Annotated in this window: 26 protein-coding genes; 5 read left to right on the top strand and 21 right to left on the bottom strand. The window is 50.1% G+C overall.

Annotated elements, in window-relative coordinates; translation table 11 throughout:
- Positions 1-66 precede the first annotated feature (66 nt).
- Both fliQ and fliR read left to right on the top strand, forming a co-directional pair.
- Complete coding sequence (gene fliQ / locus EH207_RS06825) at positions 67-336, top strand: flagellar biosynthesis protein FliQ (protein WP_137713297.1); 270 nt, start codon at positions 67-69, stop codon at positions 334-336.
- A gap of 2 nt (positions 337-338) precedes the next feature.
- The gene (fliR, locus tag EH207_RS06820; RefSeq protein ID WP_137713296.1) at positions 339-1,124 is read left to right on the top strand and encodes a flagellar biosynthetic protein FliR; all 786 of its coding nucleotides are present in this window, start codon (positions 339-341) and stop codon (positions 1,122-1,124) included.
- A 260-nt stretch (positions 1,125-1,384) separates the two neighbouring features.
- Here the strand turns inward: fliR and flgL are convergent, their stop codons facing one another.
- The 11 genes from flgL to flgB form a co-directional block, all read right to left on the bottom strand.
- On the bottom strand, positions 1,385-2,341 hold the full coding sequence (gene flgL, locus EH207_RS06815) for a flagellar hook-associated protein FlgL (RefSeq protein WP_137713295.1): 957 nt from the start codon (positions 2,339-2,341) through the stop codon (positions 1,385-1,387).
- A gap of 30 nt (positions 2,342-2,371) precedes the next feature.
- A complete protein-coding gene (gene flgK, locus EH207_RS06810) occupies positions 2,372-4,066 on the bottom strand; it encodes a flagellar hook-associated protein FlgK (RefSeq protein ID WP_137713294.1) in 1,695 nt (564 codons plus the stop codon).
- A gap of 130 nt (positions 4,067-4,196) precedes the next feature.
- Positions 4,197-5,144, bottom strand: coding sequence for a flagellar assembly peptidoglycan hydrolase FlgJ (gene flgJ, locus EH207_RS06805; protein ID WP_137713293.1), 948 nt, complete (start codon positions 5,142-5,144; stop codon positions 4,197-4,199).
- Entirely contained in the window at positions 5,144-6,253 is a 1,110-nt protein-coding gene (locus EH207_RS06800) for a flagellar basal body P-ring protein FlgI (protein WP_137713292.1), read from the bottom strand. Before EH207_RS06800 ends, flgJ begins: the two co-directional genes overlap by 1 nt.
- 16 nt (positions 6,254-6,269) lie before the next feature.
- Entirely contained in the window at positions 6,270-6,986 is a 717-nt protein-coding gene (gene flgH, locus EH207_RS06795; RefSeq protein ID WP_175413724.1) for a flagellar basal body L-ring protein FlgH, read from the bottom strand.
- A 115-nt stretch (positions 6,987-7,101) separates the two neighbouring features.
- Positions 7,102-7,884 carry a flagellar basal-body rod protein FlgG gene (gene flgG / locus EH207_RS06790; RefSeq protein WP_137713290.1) on the bottom strand — a complete coding sequence of 261 codons (783 nt, stop codon included), beginning with the start codon at positions 7,882-7,884 and terminating at the stop codon, positions 7,102-7,104.
- 28 nt (positions 7,885-7,912) lie between these two features.
- The gene (locus EH207_RS06785; RefSeq protein ID WP_137713289.1) at positions 7,913-8,668 is read right to left on the bottom strand and encodes a flagellar basal body rod protein FlgF; all 756 of its coding nucleotides are present in this window, start codon (positions 8,666-8,668) and stop codon (positions 7,913-7,915) included.
- A 21-nt stretch (positions 8,669-8,689) separates the two neighbouring features.
- Positions 8,690-9,883: a flagellar hook protein FlgE gene (gene flgE, locus EH207_RS06780; protein WP_137713288.1), complete on the bottom strand. Its 1,194-nt coding sequence runs from the start codon at positions 9,881-9,883 to the stop codon at positions 8,690-8,692.
- 78 nt (positions 9,884-9,961) lie between these two features.
- The gene (flgD, locus tag EH207_RS06775) at positions 9,962-10,642 is read right to left on the bottom strand and encodes a flagellar hook assembly protein FlgD (protein WP_137713287.1); all 681 of its coding nucleotides are present in this window, start codon (positions 10,640-10,642) and stop codon (positions 9,962-9,964) included.
- A 12-nt stretch (positions 10,643-10,654) separates the two neighbouring features.
- A complete protein-coding gene (gene flgC / locus EH207_RS06770) occupies positions 10,655-11,059 on the bottom strand; it encodes a flagellar basal body rod protein FlgC (RefSeq protein ID WP_137713286.1) in 405 nt (134 codons plus the stop codon).
- Between the two features lie 27 nt (positions 11,060-11,086).
- Complete coding sequence (flgB, locus tag EH207_RS06765) at positions 11,087-11,503, bottom strand: flagellar basal body rod protein FlgB (protein WP_137713285.1); 417 nt, start codon at positions 11,501-11,503, stop codon at positions 11,087-11,089.
- A 159-nt stretch (positions 11,504-11,662) separates the two neighbouring features.
- Here flgB and flgA point away from each other — a divergent pair, with 159 nt between their 5' ends.
- From flgA to flgN, 3 genes are all read left to right on the top strand, one after another.
- Positions 11,663-12,331: a flagellar basal body P-ring formation chaperone FlgA gene (gene flgA, locus EH207_RS06760; RefSeq protein ID WP_137713284.1), complete on the top strand. Its 669-nt coding sequence runs from the start codon at positions 11,663-11,665 to the stop codon at positions 12,329-12,331.
- Between the two features lie 145 nt (positions 12,332-12,476).
- Positions 12,477-12,773 (top strand): flagellar biosynthesis anti-sigma factor FlgM, encoded by a 297-nt coding sequence (gene flgM / locus EH207_RS06755; protein WP_137713283.1) that lies wholly within the window; start codon positions 12,477-12,479, stop codon positions 12,771-12,773.
- A gap of 5 nt (positions 12,774-12,778) precedes the next feature.
- The gene (gene flgN, locus EH207_RS06750) at positions 12,779-13,216 is read left to right on the top strand and encodes a flagellar export chaperone FlgN (RefSeq protein WP_137713282.1); all 438 of its coding nucleotides are present in this window, start codon (positions 12,779-12,781) and stop codon (positions 13,214-13,216) included.
- Positions 13,217-13,288: 72 nt separating this feature from the next.
- Here flgN and EH207_RS06745 read toward each other — a convergent pair whose 3' ends face one another.
- The 10 genes from EH207_RS06745 to cheA all read right to left on the bottom strand — a co-directional run bounded on the left by EH207_RS06745 (position 13,289) and on the right by cheA (position 24,833).
- Positions 13,289-13,699: a flagellar protein FlhE gene (locus EH207_RS06745; protein ID WP_246048945.1), complete on the bottom strand. Its 411-nt coding sequence runs from the start codon at positions 13,697-13,699 to the stop codon at positions 13,289-13,291.
- The gene (gene flhA, locus EH207_RS06740; protein ID WP_137713281.1) at positions 13,696-15,777 is read right to left on the bottom strand and encodes a flagellar biosynthesis protein FlhA; all 2,082 of its coding nucleotides are present in this window, start codon (positions 15,775-15,777) and stop codon (positions 13,696-13,698) included. Before flhA ends, EH207_RS06745 begins: the two co-directional genes overlap by 4 nt.
- Positions 15,770-16,921 (bottom strand): flagellar biosynthesis protein FlhB, encoded by a 1,152-nt coding sequence (flhB, locus tag EH207_RS06735; RefSeq protein ID WP_137713280.1) that lies wholly within the window; start codon positions 16,919-16,921, stop codon positions 15,770-15,772. The genes flhA and flhB overlap by 8 nt, the downstream gene beginning before the upstream one ends.
- Positions 16,922-17,172: 251 nt before the next feature.
- The gene (gene cheZ, locus EH207_RS06730; protein WP_137713279.1) at positions 17,173-17,826 is read right to left on the bottom strand and encodes a protein phosphatase CheZ; all 654 of its coding nucleotides are present in this window, start codon (positions 17,824-17,826) and stop codon (positions 17,173-17,175) included.
- Between the two features lie 9 nt (positions 17,827-17,835).
- Positions 17,836-18,225, bottom strand: coding sequence for a chemotaxis response regulator CheY (cheY, locus tag EH207_RS06725; protein ID WP_137713278.1), 390 nt, complete (start codon positions 18,223-18,225; stop codon positions 17,836-17,838).
- Between the two features lie 39 nt (positions 18,226-18,264).
- Positions 18,265-19,317 carry a protein-glutamate methylesterase/protein-glutamine glutaminase gene (locus tag EH207_RS06720; protein ID WP_137713277.1) on the bottom strand — a complete coding sequence of 351 codons (1,053 nt, stop codon included), beginning with the start codon at positions 19,315-19,317 and terminating at the stop codon, positions 18,265-18,267.
- Positions 19,317-20,189 (bottom strand): protein-glutamate O-methyltransferase CheR, encoded by an 873-nt coding sequence (gene cheR, locus EH207_RS06715; protein WP_137713276.1) that lies wholly within the window; start codon positions 20,187-20,189, stop codon positions 19,317-19,319. Before cheR ends, EH207_RS06720 begins: the two co-directional genes overlap by 1 nt.
- A 252-nt stretch (positions 20,190-20,441) precedes the next feature.
- Positions 20,442-22,133, bottom strand: a complete 1,692-nt coding sequence (locus tag EH207_RS06710) for a methyl-accepting chemotaxis protein (RefSeq protein ID WP_137713275.1) — start codon at positions 22,131-22,133, stop codon at positions 20,442-20,444.
- A 140-nt stretch (positions 22,134-22,273) separates the two neighbouring features.
- On the bottom strand, positions 22,274-22,771 hold the full coding sequence (gene cheW, locus EH207_RS06705) for a chemotaxis protein CheW (RefSeq protein WP_137713274.1): 498 nt from the start codon (positions 22,769-22,771) through the stop codon (positions 22,274-22,276).
- A 40-nt stretch (positions 22,772-22,811) separates the two neighbouring features.
- Positions 22,812-24,833, bottom strand: a complete 2,022-nt coding sequence (gene cheA, locus EH207_RS06700) for a chemotaxis protein CheA (protein ID WP_175413655.1) — start codon at positions 24,831-24,833, stop codon at positions 22,812-22,814.
- Between the last annotated feature and the right edge of the window lie 29 nt (positions 24,834-24,862).

Below are 24,862 nucleotides of genomic sequence, written 5' to 3'. Positions count from 1 at the left end.
GTATTTGAACGCTATTTTAGTTTATTTTTCAGCCGTATTCATTGAGCTTCACAGAGGAACACCGATATGACGCCTGAATCCGTCATGGCGCTTGGCTACGAAGCAATGAAGATTGCATTGGCGCTGGCTGCGCCTCCGTTACTGGCCGCTCTGTTAAGTGGATTAATTATCAGCTTGTTACAGGCCGCGACCCAGGTAAACGAAATGACGCTGTCATTCATTCCTAAAATTTTGACGGTGTTTTTTACCCTGGTTATTGCCGGCCCCTGGATGTTAAACCTCATGCTGGATTATATGCGCACGCTGTTTGGTCAACTGCCGCATATCATTGGTTAACGATGCTGACGTTCAACAGTGCCGAAATCGTTAACTGGGTCAATCAGTTTTTCTGGCCTTTTGTCAGAATTCTTGCCCTGATCAGCACAGCACCGGTCTTTAGCGAACGTGCGATCGGTAACCGGGTAAAAATAGGATTGGCCCTGCTTGTCACCCTGCTTATCGCGCCCTATTTGCCGCTAAACGCGACGCCTATTTTTTCCGCTGCCGGTATCTGGATTTTGATTCAACAGATCTTGATTGGTGTTGCATTAGGCTTCTCGATGCAGTTGGCTTTTGCAGCCATCCGTATGGCGGGGGAGTTTATCGGGCTACAAATGGGGCTGGCGTTTGCCACTTTTTTTGATCCTACCGGCGGCCCCAACATGCAGGTATTGTCGCGGTTTCTCAACATTCTGGCAATATTGCTGTTTCTCAGTTTTGATGGGCATCTCTGGCTGATATCCCTGGTGGCCGATAGCTTTTATACTTTACCTGTCAGCAGCAATCCGATTAATAGTCATGCATTTCTGGCACTTGCTCGCGCCGGTGGATTAATTTTCCTCAACGGTCTCATGCTGGCTTTACCTATCATCACAATATTGTTGATCATTAACCTGTCATTAGGACTACTGAATCGCGTCGCCCCTCAGCTATCCATTTTTGTCGTTGGTTTCCCGGTGACCTTGAGCATCGGTATTATGACTGTCGGCTTTTTAATTCCTTTACTTGCCCCCTTTGCCGAGCGCTTATTCGGCGAGTTTTTTGATCTACTGGCGGATATCGTGACCCAATTGCCTGGGGCCTGAAAGCCATATTTACAAGACAAGCACAGCGGCGGCGTTATTTATTATTTTTAAACGTGTAGGGCTAAAAGCTCTGATAGAAAACAGTCGTGCTGCTATTAATGACAGGTATAGATAGAACGGGAAATAAATGAGCAGATAAAAAACGGCATGTCACCTTATTAACATAATGAAAACAGGTGACACGCCAAAAGAATACGCCCGGTTTAAGCGTATTCAAACCTATAGCCTGATTTGGAAAAACCAGGCATTGTCATTAGTTGCTATTTATTGAGTTGGAACAGGGACATGCTTTGCATATTCTGAAACGTGGTATACGCCGCGTCCAGTGAAGCCTGCTGCATAGAATACGTCGAAATAGCTTCATACCAATCCGTATCCTGTAATTGGCTCAGCGCTTGTGAATTCGCCACTTCGCGATCCGCGCCAATTGAATCCAGATTATCAATTTCATTGAGCTGTACGCCCAGTTCAGCCCGAACAGAAGAAACGTTGTTCAAGGAATTCGTCAAACCGCGGCTTGCTCTATCCATTGCCGCAGTAACATCAGCCTTAGTCGCCTCATCGGCGCCAGACAGCGGTGTCTCAAGCGCTTTTATCGCAATATCCAGCGACTCGAATAAATCTGACTGAATACTGCCATCCGGCTCTTTTTGGGCATCCCCTGTATTGCCATTAAATACTACTGTACCCGTGTGACTTACCGTCATTGTCCGAGAGGAATCGACCCGTTGTTTAATCGGCTGATTTCCGCCGACATATTCCACACCCTCCGTGCCCTCGACGAATGGCGCTTCACTTGTGTCATAGCCTGCAAAGATATAGTTGCCATTACCATCGGTACTATTGGCCATATTCAACAGTTGCGCTTTTATGCCGCGCAATTCTGTCGCTACCGACTGACGATCGTCGTCACTCTTGACGCCGCCGCCGCTGATAACCTGGGTACTGGCCGATATAACGGAGTCAGCTACTTTGGACAGTATCGACTCTTCCAGTGACATACTTTGCTTGGCAAAAGTACGCGCCAGTGTGTATTGGCTATTTTCAGACTGCGCCTGACCCAATATGACGACTTGCGTGGCGGCGATCGGATCATCCGACGGGTTAACAACGCGTTTTCCTGAAGAAAGTTGCTCTCCAGTTTTTTGCCAGTTTGATTGCCCGTTTAAAATACCTTGCATATTCTGCTGATAAATCATGCTAGTACTCAGACGCATGGCATAAATTCCTCTTTCTAAACGGTGGGATTAACCACGAATTGATAACAGGGCATCAAATATGACCGACGCAGTTTGAATGACGGAGGCATTTGCCTGGTAATACTGCTGGTAACGCATCAATTCGCCATATTCTTCATCCAGATTTACCCCGGATACCGACTGTTGTTCTTCTGTAAGCTGAGTAACCACGTTTCCTTGCGACGTACTGTTTATTTCCATCGTTTTGGTCTGATTACCTACGTTGCTTATTAGGCTGGCATAGGCATCAGTAATGGTGGATTTACCTTCAACGACCTTTTTACTCTGCAAATTAAGCAGCGCCTGAGCGTTGGTATTGTCACTCACGCCGCCGGACACAGGGTTCCCGTTACTGTCTAGCTGCGGATCGCCGTTTTCATCAAGCTTGGCGGAAGCTGCGGCGATCTTACTGGAATCAGTAATCGCAACGCCCATCCCCGTGATAACGTCCGCGACTGGCTTCAGCGTAAAGGTATCGTTCGCTGACGGCGTTCCCGAGACGGTCAGCTTCAGGCCATCAAAATTCAGGCTCGAATCGGATGAATCAACCGTCGCGGTGAATTTTGCGTTGTCAGATAAGCGAGTAACCTGCCAATCGGTCCCATCATATTTGAGTGTATAATTTGAAGCCTTAACTTCACTCGTCGCTGTGTAACTGGCCGTCAGCTCCGCACTGCCCTTGTTCTTAGACCCTTTCAGCACCGAAGGGGAACCAACCGTGAAGAAATCTTCTCCTTTCTCTCCGTTAAGATCGAACCCTTCTTTATGCTGAGTATTAAATGCATCGGCAAAGGCTAAAGCCATCTGGCCCAGTTGGTTGCTGACATCGTCCAGCGTATCGGTGCGGAAAGAGAGCAATGCGCTCAGAGAGCCGCCAGTAATTGAGCTTTCCTTGACTTCCGTGGCACCGGCGATCTTGTCCATGTACCCCACGGTAATACGGGAAGGATCGCTGCTGGAGCCAGATGCGGTCAGTTCGTTGGTACGGGTTCCCTGCACCAGATTGAGGCCGTTCTTCAGCGAGACGTTATAAACATTCCCATCCTGAACGGTGACATCAACGCCAACCAGCTTGTTCAATTCATTAACCAACTGATCGCGCTGATCGAGAAGATCGTTCGGTAACGCGCCCTGATTCGCCCCCGTCAGACGGGTAATCTGATCATTAAGCTCGGCGATCTGACTGGAATAGGTATTGATCTGCTGAACCGTGCTCTGGATTTGCGTATTCAATCCCTCTGCGGTGTCCTTCAGATATTTATCCGTTACCTGAAACTGATTAACCAGGCCTTCCGCTTTTCCCAGCACCGTCTGCCGTGTAGATGAATCATCTGCATTACTGGACAAGCTTTGTAAGTTAGTGAAGAAATCCTGCAAGGTTGAGGACAGACTTGTGGCGTTATCCGCCAGGAGATTATCAATCTTGCTCAGTTGTTCGTAACTTGTGGTTACTGAACTGCTCTTCGTTTGTGCAGCACGTAATTGCGTCGAAATGAATTCATTATATTCGCGATTAATGCCGACAACATTTACGCCATTACCAATATAACCCGCTGAAGTGCTGGTGCTCACCGCCTGTGAAAGCAGCGCATTCTGCCGGCTGTACCCCGCCACAGCCTGATTGCTGATGTTGTTACCAACTGTACTCAGTGCCACCTGCGCGCCATTAAGGCCGCTCATCGCAGTATTAATCAAATTGGACATGTGGAAGTTCCTTGTACACAGGCTTTAGACAAATGCCATGCGCTTATTAATCAGTTTGCCGCAAGAAAGAAAAGTACTTGCTTAGCCTGGATAAGTTATCGACCAGAAACCGTAAACCTTGAAAGAAAAATCAAAATAACTGGCTTAAATCACGGGTATAGGCTTTTACTGCATTCTCACTTGAGACTTTCATCTGCTGTATCATGCTGACCAATTTTTTAGCGTACTGGGGATCGGTGGCATAACCCGCGCTCTGCAAGGCGTGAGCGGCTTGCTCAGCGGTGCCGGCATTCGCCACATTGGAATAGCGGGGATTTTTCGTCAGCAGTTTCACATAATCGCTGATAGCCTCATCATAGGAGCCGTAAACCCGGAAGCTTGCCTTAACCTTTTTCGCCACGCCCTGTTCGTATTCTGTCGTGGTTATCTCGGTCACCGGACCATCCCAACTGCTGCCAGCTTTGATGCCGAAAAGGTTGTGACTTGGGCGACCGTCTTCGGTGGGAATTTCACGCTTTCCCCAACCCGACTCCAGCGCAGCCTGCGCAATGATGAGATGATGCGGAATACCGCTTTGCTGACTTGCCATCTGCGCGGGGATTGAAAGACGGGCAACGAAATTGTCACTGGATAACGGTAAAGCAGAACCTTCGGCGGGTAACTTCGGCACGGCGCGGCGGACAATTTGCTCCACTGCCGCCGCCGGCATGTTTTGCACCACGACACGGTCAAACATCAATGGAACTGGCGCTTTAGGTTCGGCTGACGCCACTCTCCCGCCAGACAATTGCCTAACCATGACATCCGCCAGCCCTAGCCCTTTTCCGGACACTTCCTGAGCGAGTTGCTGGTCATACATTGATGTGTACAGACGCGTTTGCTCATTGCTTAACATGCCATCCTGCGGTAAAGCAGCACGCATGCTTTTCATCATCATCTGGACAAATATGCCTTCCATCTGTTGAGCTACCGCCCGAATTCCCTCTTTACTCTGAGGCTTGCCTGACACTTCCCTTTTCAGTGCGTTCAACGAGTTAGCGTCATAAGCGGCACTGCTCTGCATCTGGACATCGTTCATCAGATAATTTCCAACTTGGCGCGCAGGCAGCCCGCGCTTTGCATTGCCTGTAGGATAGACATCAACTCCATGGGCGTGGCCCCTAAGGCGTTCAGCGTACGCACCACGTTGTTCAGATTCGCACTGCCGTTAACGCGCTGAAGCGCCCCGCCGCTTTGCTGAACCGCAATCTCGGTCTGTGGCGTAACGACGGTTTGTCCACCCCCAAAAGGCGTATCAGGCTGGTTAACGTTAGCCTGCTGGTTAATCGTCACTGACAGATTGCCCTGCGCCACCGCACAGCTATCCAGGGTGACATCACGATTCATGACGACCGACCCGGTACGGGAATTGATAATCACTTTGGCATCCTGCATGCCGACATTAATTTCAATATTTTGAATATCCGCCAGGAAGCGAACCTGCGAGCTGTTGCCATGCGGGACCAGCACCTGAACGGTGCGTGAATCTAATGGCGTGGCACTGCCGCTACGACCTGAACGGTTGATCGCATCGCTGATACGCTGCGCCATGGTAAAATCATCTTCGTTCAGTTGCAGCATGATTGTATTCGAACTGCCGAACGTGCTCGGCAGCTCACGTTCTATAATCGCACCGTTACTGATGCGCCCGCCGGCAAGCTGGTTAACCTGAACGCTGCTGCCGCCGGCGGCAGCCCCGGCACCGCCAACCAAAACGTTCCCCTGAGCCAGCGCGTACACCTGATTATCGACGCCTTTCAATGGCGTCATGAGCAGCGTACCGCCGCGCAAGCTCTTGGCATTCCCCATAGAAGAGACCACAACGTCAATATTTTGCCCGGCGCGGGCAAACGGAGGAAGTTTCGCCGTCACCATCACCGCGGCAACATTTTTGAGCTGCATATTGGTGCCGGTGGGAACGGTGATACCCAATTGGGAAAGCATGTTATTCAGGCTTTGAGTGGTAAAAGGGGTCTGCATCGTCTGATCGCCTGACCCATCAAGCCCGACAACCAGTCCATAACCAATCAATGCGTTATCGCGCACGCCCTGGACGCTCACCAGATCGCGAATCCGTTCGGCAAACGCCGTAGTACACGTTAATGCCAACAGAGCAAACAGTACGGTGAAAAATGAAGTAATCCGCATCGTACGCCTCTTTAACTTAGAACGGAGAAAGATTAAGGAAGAACCGTTGTAACCAGCCCATGTTTTGCGCCTCGTTGATATAGCCGTTACCGACATATTCAATGCGGGCATCAGCAACCTGGGTTGAAGGAACCGAGTTGCTTCCACTGATCGTTCTCGGATTCACGACGCCAGAGAAGCGGATAAACTCCGTCCCCTGATTAATGGCGATCTGTTTTTCTCCAACAACGTGCAAATTGCCGTTCGCCAGTACCTGACTAACCGTCACGGTGATCGTACCGCTGAAGGTATTATTCGCATTAGCGCCGCCCTGACCGGTAAATTCGTTGGTGCCCGTCGCATCAAGCGTTGCCCGGTCATTACCGAATAACCCATTCAGATAACGAGGTGTGCTACCGAAACCAAACGTTGATGAACCATCGCGGCTGGCATTCGCTGAAGAGCTTTTGCTGGCGCTCACATTTTCCTGTAGCACTATCGTCAAGGTATCCCCCACGTTACGCGGACGGCGATCCTCGAACATAGGTTGATAACCGTAGTTCATAGGCTGAGCAGTCTGAAAAATAGAGCCATTCGGACCAGCCAGCGACGGCGAAGCCGGTTGCGCCGTTGTCGAACCTGTCACAACTTTATCATGTGGAATATAGGCGCAGCCGTTGATTGTTAACATCGCGATCAATACCAACAGACGAGGTCGGCGGAGTGGGTGGGTAACAACCGACTTTGCATTCATCATCACTACGGATATCGCCTTAAATTGAAGATATTTCAGTATATTCAGGAGCAACGACAGCACCATACCTAAGTTACGTTTAATATGCCCTGCCGTTTTCCTTAATCATGATTGATTACAGCTGAGTCAATTTTTGCAGCATCTGGTCGGATGAAGAGATCGCTTTGCTGTTAATTTCATAGGCGCGTTGAGTCTGAATCATTGAAACCAGCTCTTCGGCGACATTAACGTTCGAGGTTTCCACATACTTCTGGTACAGCAAACCCGCGCCGTTCAGACCGGGGTTGCTTTCATTCGGCGCCCCGGAACTTGCCGTTTCCAGATATAAATTCTCACCGATGCTTTCCAGCCCGCTGTCATTGATGAAGGTCGTCAGCGTTAATTGACCCACCTGAGTCGTCGCTGTCTGCCCCTGCTGTGTGACACTGACAATACCGTCACGGCCGATGGTCATTTCAGTCGCGTTGGCGGGAATCGTTATCGCAGGCTGCACCAAAAAACCACTGGAGGTGACCAACTGTCCGTTGCCATCCAACTGAAAGGCTCCGTCACGGGTATAGGCGGTTGTGCCATCTGGTAATTGAACCTGGAAAAAACCCTGACCCTTGATCGCAACATCTTTGGAGTTTCCCGTTTCAGAGAAGGTCCCCTGAGTATGAATGCGTTCAGTTGATACCGGGCGAACCCCCGTCCCCAGTTGTAACCCTGAAGGCAACATGGTCTGTTCTGATGACTGAGCGCCGGGCTGACGAACAGTCTGGTACATCAAATCCTCAAACACCGCACGCTGACGCTTAAAACCATTGGTACTGACGTTCGCCAGGTTATTGGAAATAACATCCATATTGGTTTGCTGGGCATTCAAACCGGTTTTGGCAATCCACAAAGAACGGATCATCTCGTCACTCCTGTACGCGCATTCGCGCTTAACTCATTGCTAATATCTGATTAGCACGTTGGGCATTCTCATCGACGCTACTGATCACTTTCATCTGCATTTCAAAACGTCGGGCGTTGGCGATCATATCCACCATGGTGTCAACCGGATTCACATTGCTGCCTTCCAACACGCCCGGCATCACGCGCACGGTAGGATCGTTAGGCAATACATTGCCGCGCTGTTGTTGCGCCGCGGCAGTCAGGCGGAATAAGCCATCATCGGATCGCGTCACCTCCTGACCAGTTGCCTGCACCAGTTTCAAACGGCCTAACTGCGCGATGGTATTGGGTGGGTCCCCCGCGTTCAGCGCGGAAATCGTCCCGTCCGCCGCAATCGTGACCTGAGCTTGGGGCGGAATATCAATAGGCCCGCCATCCCCTTGCACCAAACGCCCCTGGATCATCAACTGACCGTCTGCGTTGATCTCAAGATTACCGTTACGGGTATAAGCCTCACTGCCATCTGCCGCCTGGACAGCCAGCCAGCCATCTTTCGATAAGGCAACATCCATCGCACGTCCGGTGTAATCCATAACACCCTGCGTCATATCCGCGCCAGGCGTCGAGGCCACGACCAACGTGCGGGTAGACAGCGACTGCCCATTTACCGGCACGGCTCGTAACGCGGTTAACTGAGCACGAAATCCCGGCGTCGAAGCATTCGCCAGGTTGCTGGCGGTAACGGCCTGCTGCTCCAGCGTCTGACTTGCCGCGCCCATCGCGGTATAAATAGCATGATCCATGCAATATCCCCGTTAAGATAATTAACGCAGGCTGACCAGCGTTTGCAGAATGGCGTCCTGCGTTTTGATGGTCTGCGAGTTAGCCTGATAGTTGCGCTGGGCCACAATCATATTGACCAGCTCTTTACTCATGTCGACGTTGGAACTTTCCGTCGCCTGACCAATCAGCTTACCCAGGTTGCCTGTACCGGCCAGATTCACTACCGCCTGTCCTGAGTTATCGGTCGCGGACCAGACATTATCGCCCTCAGGCGACATGCCTTCAGGGTTAGCGAAGCTGGCTAATACAATCTGCCCCAGCACCTGTTGCTTCTGGTTGGAGTAGGTGCCGACGACGGTGCCGTCATCATTGATGCTATAGCCGGTCAATTCACCGGGCGCATAGCCGTTCTGAGTCGGGGATTTGGTGCTGCTGTCGCTGTTTTGTTGCACGCTGCCGGTAAAATCCAGAGTAAAGGTACTGGCCGCAGAACCATTCAGCGAGTTCATTTCAAGCGTAAAGGGCCCAGGGGTTGTCAATGCGCCATTACTGGAAAACACAAGATCAATCTTTTGGAAATCAGAAGTGCTATCGCTGGTGTCCTTAGCGTACGCGCTCCACTGATTATTATTTGTCTTAACAAAATAAAGCGCGAAATCATGGGCGTTGCCCAGGCTGTCATAGGTGGTGATAGACCCTTTGTAGTTTGAGGTTTCCGCCGGGTCAGCTTCATCCCAGGTTTTTACCTCATCCGAAGAGTTCAGGTTGGCGGTAATGGAAGCCACCGTGGTCGCCTGTGCCGCCATAGCATCTTCTGGGATGCTCAGCGCGACAGGGTCAGCCCCCTGCTGGATGGTCGGCGGCGTGCCGGTAGCCGGATAGCCCGTCAGTTGCATACCCTGCATATTGACGATATTACGGGAACCATCAAGCGTGAACTGGCCGTTACGACTGTAATAGACAGAACCGTTGGTATCCTGAACGCGGAAAAAACCGCCGCCGCTGATGGCGATATCCAGATCGCGCGAACTGCTGGTAACCGTACCGTTACTGAAATCCTGCATTACGGCGGCCACCTGGGTGCCCATACCGACTTTGGAACCCGCGAACATATCAGCAAAGGATACGGTTCCAGACTTAAACCCAACCGTTGCTGAGTTGGCAATGTTATTACCGATAACATCCAGGTTATTAGATGCAGCGTTTAATCCACTGACCGCTTGAGAAAACCCCATGTTACTTTCTCCAGATAAATTGATTATGCAACACGCCAGTCACTCAACCGCGCCGGCATGGTGAAATTTGGATGACGATTATAAAATCTGCCGTACATCTTCCAGCGTGGCTTTACCGCGCAATCCAAGATCCAACACTGCCCCGGCATCACTGGTGGTCACGCTGTTCACCACCGCATAATTCAGTGACTGAACGACCTGCTGCGCGCTGTTGGAGCTGGCGGCGATGGACACGGTGTAGGAACCGTCCGGCGCAACCGTGCCATCCGACATTTTGGCGTCCCAGTTAAACGAGTGGACACCCGCGGACAACGCGCCCAGTTCCATGGTCTGAACGACTTTGCCGGTGCTGTCGCTGATCGTCGCCGTAACCGTGTCTGCGGCTTGTTCCAGTTCCAATCCGAAGGGAGTGGCGGTTTCACTTCCGACCAACACTTCATTTCCAGGCACCATCACGCCGCGATCAATCAGCGTCGTTGCCTGCATTGACTGAGTTTCATTGATCTGTCCGGAAATCGCCCCCAATGTAGTGTTCAGTTTCTCAATACCGCTGACGGTATTAATTTGCGCCAACTGGGTTAATAGCTGGTTATTATCCATCGGGTTGGTTGGGTCCTGATTCTGCAACTGAGCAACCAGCAAAGTCAGAAATTGATTTTGTAGATCGACGCTTCCCGTACCTTCTGTGGTCGTGGTCGTCGCGGTAGTACTGCTGCTCGCCTGAGCTGCCGAACTTGTATCATTAATGGTAATTGACATGCCAACCCCCGATTACTGTCCCATCGTCAGCGTTTTCAACATCATCGCTTTCGTCGTATTCAATACTTCCACATTTGCCTGATAGCTACGTGATGCAGAAATTGTGTTAACCATTTCCGACACCGGATCGACATTCGGCATACGCACGTACCCTTGAGCGTCAGCTAAAGGATTGCCTGGCTCATAAACCAAACGCGCTGGCGACGGATCATCGATGACACTGGAAACGCGCACCCCGCCGGTAGACTGGCCTGGCGCCGCATTGACCTCAAACACCACCTGTTTGGCGCGATAAGGTTCTCCATCCGGGCCGGTGACGCTGTCGGCATTCGCCAGGTTACTGGCGCTCACGTTCAAGCGCTGAGATTGCGCAGACAGAGCGGAACCCGAAATCTCGAATATATTTAATAACGACATAAAACTTTACCTTTCATCACGTTACTATCATGAACCAGACTGTAATACCGTCATCATGCCTTTGATCTGACCGCTCAGGACGGTCAAACTGGATTGATATTTCAGGCTGTTATCGGCAAAATTAGTGCGCTCACGATCCATATCGACCGTGTTCCCGTCCAGCGCCGGCTGGTCGGGAACACGGTATAACAGGTCAAGCGCCGGCGGCTGCATGCTTTGTGCAGGGATGTGTCGAGCAGCCGTTGTTTTCAGCGCAATACCCGTGCCATCTGCCCGGCCTTGCTCCATCACCTTATTGAGCTGACTGGCGAAATCGATATCCCGCGCCCGGTAACCAGGGGTATCCGCATTAGCAATATTCGCGGCCAAAATTTCCTGCCGCTGGGCACGCAAATTCAACGCTTCCTGCTGAAACCGCAACGAGGCGCTTAATTTATCGAGCATGCTCCCTCCGCAAGTTAGAATTTAGAGCAGATAGGATAATTCTCATTATGACGATGTCATCGAATGAATAGACACAAAATGCGGCGCTATTTGTTGCCTTAAGCTCAAGCTGAAGCCATTACACTAGCGCACGGATTTATGGTTATCTGGAGATCGCCTATGAAGATACAACGCCGCATTCTGTTGCTACTGGTCTGCTGGTCTGCATTACTGAACGGTTATGCACTGGCGGGCGATCTTCCGGCGCAGATAAATCAATTTTTTTCTGCTCGCTATCAAGGAAGTCCTCATACCGTTAAAGTCGTTGTCAAGTCACCGGAATCACAGTGGCCACAGTGCGAAAGGCCGCAGATATCTATACCGGGCAATACGCGCACCTGGGGTAATATCAGCGTTTCGGTGCGTTGCGATCGGGAACGCAGGTTCATCCAGACCGAGGTTCAGGTAACAGGAAACTATGTGGTCAGTAGCCGCATCGTCAACCGCGGTTCAAAACTGGAAGGCAAGGACCTCCGCCTGAATAAAGGCCGGCTCGACCAACTGCCTCCGCGTACCTTACTCACGCTGAAAGAGGCTGAAGGCGCGGTTGCTTTGCGCGATCTGACACCCGGGCAGCCGATAACCGCATCCATGCTGCGAAGATCATGGGTAGTAAAGGCCGGTCAAAACGTTCAGGTGCATGCCGAAGGAGCAGGCTTTACGGTCAACAGTGAAGGAAAAGCCATGAATAATGCGGCAGCCGGGCAGTCGGTTAGGGTCAGAACGGCATCAGGCCAGATCATAAGCGGCGTTGCCAGTGAGGATGGGATTATTCTTATCTTACCGTAATTTACTAAAGAATTTTTGACGTTTGCCGATGATATAGACAAGATTGTTATCGGCGATATTTCTGCCAACAAAACTGTAGCAAATATCCATGATGCATCAGTTTGATAATTAACCTATTTCGTCCTCAAAATTAGAGGGATTTATTATGAGTATTGATCGTACCCAGCCGCTTAAACCTGTTGGTCAGGTTCAGCAGCGCGAACCCGGTGAGATATCCAAACCACAACGCAAACGAACTGAGGCGCAGCCTGAAGTCAGCGCTACGCAGGTTAAGCTCAGCGATGCACAGGCCAAGCTGATGCAACCTGGTACAAACGATATCGATATGAACCGGGTTGAAACGCTGAAACAGGCTATTCGTGATGGTTCACTGCAAGTCGATGTCGAAAAAATCGCTGACGCATTAATCAAAGATACTCAGGACTTTTTAGCGAGTAATTAATCACAATGGAAAAATTACAGACGATATTGGATCAGTTGCTGCACAACCTGAATGAGCTCCAGAATGTCATGTCTGATGAGCAAACCCAGCTTTGTGCCGGCAAAATTAATAGCAGCGCCCTTCAGCAAGCCACGGAAAAGAAAAGCTCGCTATTGGCAACGATACACTATCTGGAACAGCGCCGACATGAAGAAGAGTTGATAAAGAATCTACAGGCGCCTTATGACCCAATAGACGAACTGGCGATGCGTTGGCAAAAGATACTGCTGCTGACAAAAAATCTACGCGATAAAAATCAACACAATGGTTTACTGTTAAGCCAGCACGTCTCCCATACTGATAAAATCCTCCAAATATTGAAGCCGCGTCACGGGCAATCATTATATGGTCCAGATGGACAAGCTAAAGGCGCAGGTATTTCTAGTCGAAAAATCAGCATATGAGGTTTCGGCTTCCAGCGGAGACGTTCTTTCCCCACGTTGTCTCGCGGCTTGTGACCCTTCTGAAAAGCCTGATTATTTATAGTTGACCGATATATTGTTGCTCAGCACATTGAGCGCCCGGTGAAGCTTGCCGCTTCCCTCAATGTAATATATGAATCGAAACTCACTATTGGCGGGAAGCCCACCGAAGCTTCGCGTCCGCCCGCTCCCCCCATCCAGATTTACGCACCGCTGGGGGGTGCAAAGCTTCACAACCAGTCCTACAGGCGGAGGCGACAACGCTTCATACCCCCAATAAATTACCGTAATGGTACTCTCGCTGCCCACTTGCAAAGTGGGAGAAGGTAAGAATGCGGGAGAGGCGGCGGCGACGCCTCGATGCTCCAGCACCACCCCTCGTTCACTCGCGTTCCAGGCACCCGGCGTGGCGATAGCCACGGCAGGCATAATGAAGAGTGCGCCAAGTATCTGAGTAAGCTTCACTGTGCTTCTCCTATAATTGACGTCATACGGATCTGCCGACTATCACTGATTTCCAGGTTAGAAAGCACCGCTATATTCGGTAAACTGCGATGAAGGAAACGAGCAAGCAAAGCACGCAAGGCGTGGTTGACGAGCAGAACCGGAGGCGCGCCCAGCATTTCCTGCCGTTGCAGCGCCTGTTTAGCCTGAGTCAGCAAACGATCGGCAAGTCCTGGCTCCAATCCCCCTCCACCTTGAAGGGCTTGTAATAGAAGACGTTCCAGCGATCCTTCTAATCCAATAACCTTTAACTCAGTTTCACCCGGAAACCACTGTTGGGTGATAGCACGGCCTAATGCAACCCGCACAACCGTAGTCAGTTCATAAGGATCAGGCTGTACCGGCGCATGCTCAGCCAATGTTTCCATGATAGTTCGCATGTCGCGTATAGAAACGCGTTCGCTCAGGAGATTCTGTAGAACTTTATGCAACGTCGTCAGCGTTACGACGCCCGGAATAAAATCTTCTGCCAATTTAGGCATTTCCTGTGCAACCCGATCCATCAATTGCTGGGCTTCCTGCCTTCCGAACAATTCGCTGGCATGCACGCTAATTAAGTGGTTGAGATGGGTTGCAACTACGGTACTGGCCTCTACGACGGTATATCCCTGGGTTTGGGCTTGTTCTTTCAACGCGTTCTCTATCCAGACCGCAGGCAGGCCAAATGCCGGGTCCTGAGTCACATCTCCGGGAAGGCTTCCTACCGCATTCCCCGGATTGATCGCCATCCAACGCCCCGGATTCGCTTCACCGCTGCCAATCTCCACCCCTTTCATCAAAATACGGTAGCTGGCCGGCTGAAGTTCAAGGTTATCGCGAATATGAACCACCGGAGGTAAATACCCCATTTCCTGAGCAAATTTCTTCCTGATACTGCGGATACGGCCTAACAACTCTCCGTCCTGCTGAAAGTCAACCATAGGGATAAGCCGATATCCTACTTCCATGCCTAAGGGATCTTCCAGTTGAACATCTGCCCAGCTAGCTTCAACGACCTGTTGTTTTTCCGGCATGAGCGGAGTTGAAGCGTCGGCCGGCGCTTTCTGCTGTACGCCGCGCATCCACCAGGCCATGCCCAGTAATGATGCGGTAAAAAGTAGAAAGACAAAGTTAGGCATGCCGGGTACTAAACCAATCAGCCCCAAAACCGCAGCACTCAACATCATCACGCGCGGATTATTAAACAGCTGTGTCACCATCTGCTGCCCAACATCCTGATCGGTACTCACGCGCGTGACAATGACGCCCGCCGCAGTCGAAATAACCAGTGCGGGGATCTGCGCCACCAAGCCATCACCGATAGTCAACAATGTATAACTTTCAGCCGCTTGTCCAACCGGCATACCATGTTGAATGACGCCGACCAGTAAGCCGCCGACGATATTAATCACCATAATCATTAAACCGGCTATGGCATCGCCGCGCACAAACTTACTGGCCCCGTCCATGGAGCCATAAAAATCGGCTTCCTGGGTTACCTCAGAGCGTCGTTTTTTAGCCTCTTCCTCACCAATCAACCCAGCGTTAAGATCGGCGTCAATGGCCATCTGCTTACCTGGCATACCATCCAATACGAAGCGCGCGCCCACTTCTGCAATACGCCCCGCGCCTTTGGTGATAACCATAAAGTTAATCAACACGAGAATAATGAAGACCACAATGCCGATAGCAAAATTACCGCCGACCAGGAAATGGCCAAATGCTTCAACGACCTTTCCTGCCGCCGCACTTCCTGTATGACCTTCCAACAAGATGATACGTGTGGAAGCGACGTTAAGAGACAGACGCAACAAGGTCGAAAACAGAAGAATGGTCGGGAACGCGGCAAATTCCAGCGTGCGCTGCGTAAACATGGCAACCAGCAATACCATGATTGATAACGCGATATTAAATGTAAACAGCAAGTCCAGGATAAACGGCGGTAACGGCAACACCATCATGGACAAAATCAGCAGGATCAATACAGGTCCGGCCAATATTTGCCACTGGGAGCTTTTGAAATTAGTCGGTAGACGAAGCAAAGAGGCCAAATTAGCCATCAGTTATATTCTCTTTAGCAAAATCCAGTGCATCCGGCACCGGTAGATGTTTAGGTTTTCTCGGAATCAATCCACCTTCACGCTTCCAACGTTTCAGCTGATAAACCCAAGCCAAGACCTCTGCAACCGCAGCATACAAGGCCGCCGGAATGTGATGTCCAACCTCAGAATGGCGATATAGTGCACGAGCCAACGGTGGAGCTTCCAAAATAGGAATGCGGTGTTCCGCGCCTAACTCACGAATACGTAACGCAATCTCGCCAGCGCCCTTTGCCAGCACTTTCGGCGCATTCATTTTTTTCTCATTATATTGCAGCGCCACAGAATAGTGAGTTGGGTTAGTCACGATGACATCGGCTTTTGGCACGTCCGCCATCATTCGACGCTGCGCCATCGCTCGCTGTTGTTGTCGAATCCGACTTTTAACATGCGGGTCGCCTTCGCTTTCTTTATGCTCATCACGGATCTCCTGCTTGGTCATCCGTAATTTTTTGATGTGACTCCAAATCTGCCAGAACACATCGAAAGCGACCATCGGGACGAGGCCGACGATAACCAAAAAACCGCAAATTACCATGAGATTTAATGCATTTCCCAGCGCCGCGATCGGAGGTTCCGAGATCAGATGCAATATTTTTGGCCAGTTATAGATCAAAAACCAAGATGTTATGACTCCAACCATCACCGATTTTAAAATGGCCTTGAATAGTTCAGCCAACGATTGAGCCGAAAACAGTCTCTTTAATCCTGAAATCGGATCTAATTTCTTAAAATCAACTTTTAACGACTTGGTGCTGAATAAAGCCCCACCCAATAACATCGGCGCCGATAACGCGACCAGAACACATCCAAGCATGATGGGAATGAGCGCAGAAACCGCCTGCTGCAATAATATCCCGACATAGCGCAACATCTGACGATCGTCACCGATCGTGTCATGATTGAAAGACAGCCCCTCGCTAACCATGCCCCCCAGCTTATTAGCCATCGACTCCCCGCCCATCCATAGGATGGCCAATCCCGCCACCATCATTAGAATTGACGTTAATTCACGGGAACGGGGTATCTGGCCTTCTTCACGCGCCTTCTCCTCTTTATGGGGCGTGGGGGATTCTGTTTTTTCCAGATCGCTATCTTCAGCCACCGTATCGTTCCTGTTATTTCTCTTGGGATAGGAATTTGCTGCCTAGCATGACAAATGCGGGAGATTTTTATGGCTGGAACAACGGGAGAAACCTGCGCTTCTTTAACGGATAGTCCATCGTCGAGGAAAAGAGGAGAAACTCGCTATTTATGCCCACACAGGTGGACATAAATAGTTGAGGTAAAGAGATTTTATGAAATAAAACCAAGAAAGCGAGCCATCTTTTCTTTCTTGGGTCATGCAGTACGACACTAAAAGCCGAGGCTATCCAGAAGATCGTCAACCTGATCCTGATTCGACACAATGCCTGCGGCATTCTTATCCACCTGCGGACCATTTAACAAACCGTCATTCTGACGTTTAGGCGCGTCTGGTTTTTCAGGGATGTTTTCCAACAGAACCATCAGCAACTGCTTCTCGATTTCCTGTATAACATCCATCATGCGCTTGATGACCTGGCCAGTAAGATCCTGGAAGTCCTGAGCCATCATAATTTCCAGCAGTTGCGCATTGGTAAACGAAGTATGCTGCGGAACCTCTTCAAGATAATTGCGCGTATCCGTCACCAATTCACGGGCGTCAGCCAGTTCGATCGGGTTTTCAAACCATTGATCCCAACGGACTTTCAACGATTTAGCGTCAGTTTCCAACTGGTTCTGGCGCGGTTGCGCGGCTTCAACGCAACTAAGCGCCCTTTCTGCCGCCTGAGCCGTCATCTGAACGACGTAATCAAGGCGATCACGAGCATCAGGAATCGCCTCTGCGGCCTCTGCAATGGCATTATCCAACCCTAGCTCACGCAGACTGTCACGCAGCATACGGGTTAACTGCCCAATACGAGAAATAATCTCAGTTGCCGATGCAGTATCACTGACAGACGGCATTGGATGAGAATGTGGCGTCATAAGATCCCCTTACATACCCAGTTTTTCGAAAATCTTGCTCAGCTTTTCTTCCAGGGTAGCAGCAGTAAATGGTTTAACTACATAGCCACTGGCGCCAGCCTGCGCAGCAGCGATAATGTTCTCTTTCTTAGCTTCTGCGGTTACCATCAATACAGGGAGCTTTGAGAGCGAGCCGTCTGCACGGATTGTCTGCAACAATTCCAAACCATCCATATTGGGCATATTCCAGTCAGAAATGACGAAATCGAAAGCGCTAGTACGAAGTTTATTCAGCGCATCAGCCCCATCTTCTGCCTCTTCTACATTATTAAAGCCCAGTTCCTTCAGTAGGTTGCGGACAATACGGCGCATTGTCGAAAAATCATCCACCACTAAAAATCTGAGTTCTTTATCGGCCATACCTACTCCTAAAATATTAATTTGCTCACCGAGAGCTGCTTATATACGTAATGCCTGTCCGGCAGAGATTTGTACCAGCATTCGCTGACTAACCTGGTGTAAATCCACCACTTCGTCGACGCCCCCCATCGCGATAGCCTCGCGTGGCATACCGAACACCACGCAACTTGCTTCGTTTTGCGCCAGGGTATAAGCGCCGGCTTGATGGAGCTCCAACATACCGGCCGCTCCGTCGTTTCCCATTCCTGTAAGGATCACTCCTACAGCATTACGTCCGGCAAACTGCGCAACCGAACGAAATAATACATCAACCGATGGACGATGGCGGTTGACAGGGGGACCATCATTCAAACGTACCTGATAGTTTGCACCACTACGCGCCAACTCAAGATGACGTGCGCCAGGCGCAATATACGCATGGCCCGGCAATACGCGCTCCCCATCTTCGGCCTCTTTCACCGTGATCTGACATAATTTATTCAGTCGCTCAGCAAAAGACTTGGTGAATCCCGGCGGCATATGTTGAGTAATCAATAAAGCCGGACTTGTCGGCGGCAAGGGTTGCAGAACATGTCGTATCGCTTCCGTTCCCCCCGTTGATGCGCCAATTGCGATCAATTTTTCACTACTCAGCAACGGCATATGCTGAATGATCTTCGTCGGCTCTGTTGTCGAACTACGCTGAGGCAACCTGGCCTTTGCAGCCATGCGTATCTTTTCTGCAATCAGTTCACTGTAAGCCAACATGCCTTCACGAATACCTAACTGCGGTTTCGTGACGAAATCAATGGCCCCGAGTTCCAGAGCCCGCAACGTAATTTCAGACCCCTTCCCCGTCAAAGAAGACACCATAACAACCGGCATTGGACGCAGACGCATTAATTTCTCTAAAAAATCCAACCCGTCCATTCGCGGCATTTCGACATCCAGCGTTAAGACCTGTGGATTAAATTTTTTAATTAAGTCACGGGCAACTAAGGGATCTGGAGCAGTGGCAACCACCTCCATATCTGGATGGCTATTAATTATTTCAGTCATGATCTGACGCATAAGGGCAGAATCATCAACACATAATACTTTAATTTTGCTCATTATCTTTCCTTAGCCAGACCATAAACAGTTTGTCCACGCAAATAAAATTCCCGACTGATCTGACTGAAATTTTCTGAATGTCCGGCAAATAACAAACCGCCCGGTTTAAGCAGCGGAACAAATCGGCGTAGAATACGTTCCTGCGTCTCTTTATCAAAATAAATCATAACATTACGACAAAAAATCGCGTCAAATGGTCCAGGAATAGACCATTCTGGCGCCAACAGATTCAATTGCTGGAAATGCACCATCGACGCCAGCTCCGGGCGGACCCGTACAAGTCCGCTATGCGGCCCGGTGCCTCGCAAAAAGAATCGCTGCAACTGCTGTGGAGAGAGTGAACGTAACTCCTCCTGTCGATATATTCCCGCGGTTGCTTTTTCCAACACCTGAGTATCAATGTCGCTGGCCCACACCTGGCATCCACTGACACGATTGCCCAATACCTCTGCAAGCGTCATGGCCAGGGAATAAGGTTCCTCACCTGTCGAAGCGGCCGTACTCCAAATGGTGTAGCCATTCGGCCGTTTACTGGCATGCTCAGCTAAAATGGGAAAATGGTGGGCCTCCCGAAAAAAAGCGGTCAAATTGGTGGTAAGTGCATTAATAAAGGCCTGCCACTCCGCGCTATTAGGATCAGACTCCAATAGTGCCAGATATTGGCCAAAGTCATTTATTCCGAGCAAACGCAAACGCCTGACCAAGCGGTTATACACCATTTCCCTTTTGTGATCGGCCAGCACGATACCGGCGCGTTGGTATATTAATTGACTAATACGTCGGAAATGCACATCCGACAGCGGCAATCTATCAACCATCTGCGTCAGGATTGATGCAGATCCGGGGCGATTTTGCGATGGTATACTTTTCATATCAAACCGCTCGAATATCGAATATTGTTATGGCTTTTTCCAATCTGGCTTTCCTTTATATAGCTATCACAGGTTTTTAGTTGTAGTTTCATTATGTTTTTTAACAACAGCATTAAAAACTGAGTTATATGTTAATAAAACTTATCATTTGTCCGACAGCGAACGAATGAGAATAGCTACGATGTCAAAGCCCGTTGTTATGTTATGGCGCCCTTCTTAGACAGGTGCTGAGTGCTCTATTCGCCTTGTAACTTAAAACGTTTCCCAATTGACTGATGACGGTTCGGCTTTGGCCTTTGTATTCACGGTCGCAGGCTTCGTTAATAGCGGCGACAAAGATTTTGCCTGCGCCGTTCCTCCCGGAACACGCCCCGTTGCGCCACCCACATCAGACAAACGGAAGACGGCCACCGCCTGACTCAGAATATTCGCCTGCTCCTCCAGAGCGGCGGATGCCGCAGCGGACTCTTCCACCAACGATGCATTCTGTTGCGTGACGCGATCCATTTCAGTCACTGCCTGTCCCACCTGATCGATGCCCTTGCTCTGCTCGTCAGAGGCTGAAGCGATCTCGGCCATAATATCGGTCACCCGCAACACCGCGCTGACGATTTCCGCCATTGTTTCACCCGCACTCTCCACCAGTACGGAACCGTCTTCCACGCGGCTGACAGAATCATCGATCAGCGACTTGATTTCTTTTGCCGCCTGAGCGCTGCGCTGCGCCAGACTGCGCACCTCGCCCGCGACCACAGCAAACCCGCGCCCCTGCTCTCCCGCTCGCGCAGCCTCCACCGCCGCATTCAGCGCCAGAATGTTGGTCTGGAACGCAATGCTGTCGATAACATTGGTAATATCGGCAATTTTCTGCGAACTTCCAGAGATGTTGTGCATCGTTGTCACAACGTTATCCACCACCTTGCCGCCTTTCTGCGCGATTTCCGACGCGCTCAGGGCCAGTTGACTGGCCTGACGGGCATTTTCGGCGTTCTGTTTAACCGTGGCCGTCAGCTGTTCCATGCTGGCCGCCGTTTCTTCCAGTGACGATGCTTGCTGCTCGGTACGGGAAGAAAGGTCGTTGTTACCCGCGCTGATTTCTGTTGCGCCGGCATAAATAGCATCCGCGCCCTGTCGAACGGTATGCACAGTCGCGGCCAGTTCGTTTTGCATATGACGCAGGCTGTCCGCCAGCACGCCAATTTCATTTTGACGGTGAATGTCCGTCCGCCGGGTCAAATCGCCGGTAGCGATACGGCGAATATGCTCAATAATGTTGTTGAGCGGACGAATCAGCATGTGCTGGCTGCCTATCCATGCTAATAACGCCAGCGACACCATCAGTACCAGCGCCGTTCCCAACGCCCATAGGGATGAAATATAAGACCGATCGTTTCGCTCTAATTCTATTTTGTAGAGGCGGTCGGTAACATCCCGGTAATCATAGTAAGCGCTTTCAAACTTATCTTGAAAACCCTGCGTAGGCTGATCGAGAAATTTTTGTAACTCATTGGTATATAGGAATTGGATCAGCTCATTCAGTGCCGTACGATAGGCTTGATAGCTTTCCCTGACCGATTTGACGACTACCGGCTCCAGATTAAGCGACTCGGCTATCTTTTCGTAATTTTGGAAACGGCTGTCAGCGTTTTCCAGCAGCGGCTTGGCCTGGTTAACAAGTTCAATCGCGGCGCTGTTGGACGTGCCATTTTCATTTGCCTGAAGCATACGCGATGAAGCACGGCTCAGCGTAATACGAGTCTGCAACAAAAACGACCACGTCGCGTCCAGCTCAGCCTTTTGTTTATCAATCACCTGTGCCTTGCTAAAGGTATCCCGATCATTTTTCAGCGCATTAAAAAATAAGCCGCCTGAAACAAGCTGCAGCGCAACAAAAAGCACTAACACCAGCATTAAACTGGTAACAACTTTTATTCGATTTAACATCTCAACCCTTTCATGCGGCACATTTGCCTATATCAACGGCATAATTATGTGATTCTTGTTATTTTTTTATCACTTCCCACGCAGAGAAATAATGTGAAGAAACAGTTGGGCCGCCGATCGGCAACCCAGAAAAGATTTAATCAAGATTTAATAACGCTATCGACTAATGCCATCTCTTCACTGCTGAGAAGTTTTTCAATATCAACGAGGATTAACATCCTCTCACCTAACGACCCTAATCCGGTCAGATACTCGGTTGACAAAGTAACAGCGAACTCAGGCGCGGGACGAATTTGATCGGCGGTCAATGAAAGTACATCAGACACGCCGTCGACAACAATACCCACGACTCTCTGTCCCAGATTCAGTACTATAACGACAGTATTTTCATCATAATCCACTTCTTGTTGAGCGAATTTAATACGCAAATCAACAATGGGAACAATAACGCCACGCAGATTAGTCACACCTTTAATAAAGGAAGGCGTATTAGCAATACGGGTTACCTGATCATAACCACGAATTTCTTGTACCTTTAAAATATCTACCCCGTACTCTTCGTCACCCAGTGTAAAAATCAGGAACTCCTGTCCTACAGTTTCACCGGCTAGTTTCGTGACGTTTGCAAGTCCAGTCATGTTTTTCACCCTTTAATCAATCAACTCTTTGTTTTGTTATTTAAGCAGCAGTTTCAACCACGCGCTTCTCACGATTAAGCGCCGGCAACGCAGAAACATCCACAATCAGCGCAACACTACCGTCGCCCAAAATAGTAGCGGCAGAAACACCTGGCACCTTGCGATAATTACTTTCTAAATTCTTGACGACAACCTGGTGCTGTCCAATCAGCTGATCCACCAACAGTGCGTAACGACGGCCCGCGCTTTGCAAAATGACAACGATGCCTTGAGTCGCCTCGGTTTTAGCGCCATCCACATCAAAAATGTGATACAGCTCAACCAATGGTAAATACTCACCGCGAACTTGCAGTACACGCTCGCCACCCGCCAACGGATACAAATCTTCCGCCTGCGGCTGCAATGACTCCATGACGGCATTAAGCGGCAAGATAAACACTTCATTACTCACCTTGACGGACATACCATCAAGGATAGCCAGCGTTAATGGCAACAGAATACGAATCGTTGTTCCTTTGCCAGCCTGGAAATGAATTTCTACGTGTCCGCCCATTTCCTGGATATTACGTTTAACCACATCCATACCAACGCCACGACCGGAAACATCCGTTACTTTCTCTGCCGTTGAAAAGCCCGGAGCAAAAATGAGCATGCCGACATCTTCATCAGACATGTTATCATTTACAGCCAATCCCTGAGAAAGCGCCTTGGCCAAAATCCTCTCACGATTAAGCCCCGCACCGTCATCCACAACCTCAATGCAGATATTCCCTCCCTGATGTTCCGCTGACAGCGTCAGATTACCTACCGCTGATTTCCCCGCTGCAATTCGTTTTTCTGGTGACTCGATACCATGATCCAGACTGTTGCGAACCAGGTGCGTAAGCGGGTCAATAATACGTTCGATAAGACTCTTATCCAGTTCGGTCGAACTTCCCTGAAGTGTCAGTTCTACCTGCTTATCTAACTTGGCGGCAAGGTCGCGAACCAGACGCGGGAATCGGCTGAATACATATTCCATCGGCATCATACGAATAGACATAACCGACTCTTGCAGGTCACGAGCGTTACGCTCCAACTGCCCCATGCTATTCAGCAAGTCGCCATGTGCGACCGGATCAAGTTCACTTGAACGTTGCGCCAACATTGACTGAGTGATAACCAGCTCGCCAACCAGGTTGATTAACTGATCAACCTTTTCTACCGCTACACGAATACTGGTATCGCCTGCCTTGGTTCGATTTTTGGCGGGCTCTGGCGCTGCGGCATGCAATTTAGGCGCGGTAGCAGGCACCGCGGTCAGCGGTGCAGAAGCGGGGGCAACGTCTGCCACGGGGACTTCATCAGGTACATCCTCAGCAACCGGAGCAGCAGACTTGCTTGCAGAAACAGGATGAAAATTGATTTGTTCCTGTTCAAGAACAAAGCACAACACCGCGCAGATGTCGTCTTCGCTTTCAGTAGTTACCAGGGTAACTTCAACGCTGGTTTCTGTCTGATAGGGATCTTTCACCGTCCCCAGATTACCGAGTTCTTCCAGCATCTGAGGAATTTCCTGAGATTTCAAACCCGTGAGCTCAATCCGCATCTCACCTGTTCCTGCGCTGACCGCCGGCGTATCGGACACGGAGTCCTGCTCAGCTGTTATCGCAGACTGGCCTTGAGCCGCATTGCTTTCAGCCTGGGACTCTAATGCCAGTTGGCGCAGAGCCTGACAGATATACTCAAAGCTCTCGGCATTGGGTTCCTGTGCGGTTTTGTAAGCGTCCAACTGATCCTGCATAATGTCTTTTGTTTCCAGAAACAGGTTGATGATATCAGTGCTGAGACGCATTTCGCCGCGCCTAGCACCATCTAGTAAGTTTTCTAAAAGATGAGTGGTTTCCTGTAAAACGCTAAAGCCGAATGTTCCTGCGCCTCCTTTTATTGAGTGAGCCGCCCGGAAGATGGCATTCATTTGTTCCGTATCTGGTGCCTGGGGATCTAACAGCAATAGGTGCTGCTCCATATCCGCCAGTAATTCGTCTGCTTCATCAAAAAATGTTTGATAGAAAGCACTCATATCCATGCTCACGTGGTCACCTCTCCTGT

This window comes from Brenneria rubrifaciens (assembly GCF_005484945.1).
Lineage (GTDB): Bacteria > Pseudomonadota > Gammaproteobacteria > Enterobacterales > Enterobacteriaceae > Brenneria > Brenneria rubrifaciens.
Note: the sequence above shows the minus strand (reverse complement) of the source record. Positions and strands in the feature narration are given on the sequence as shown.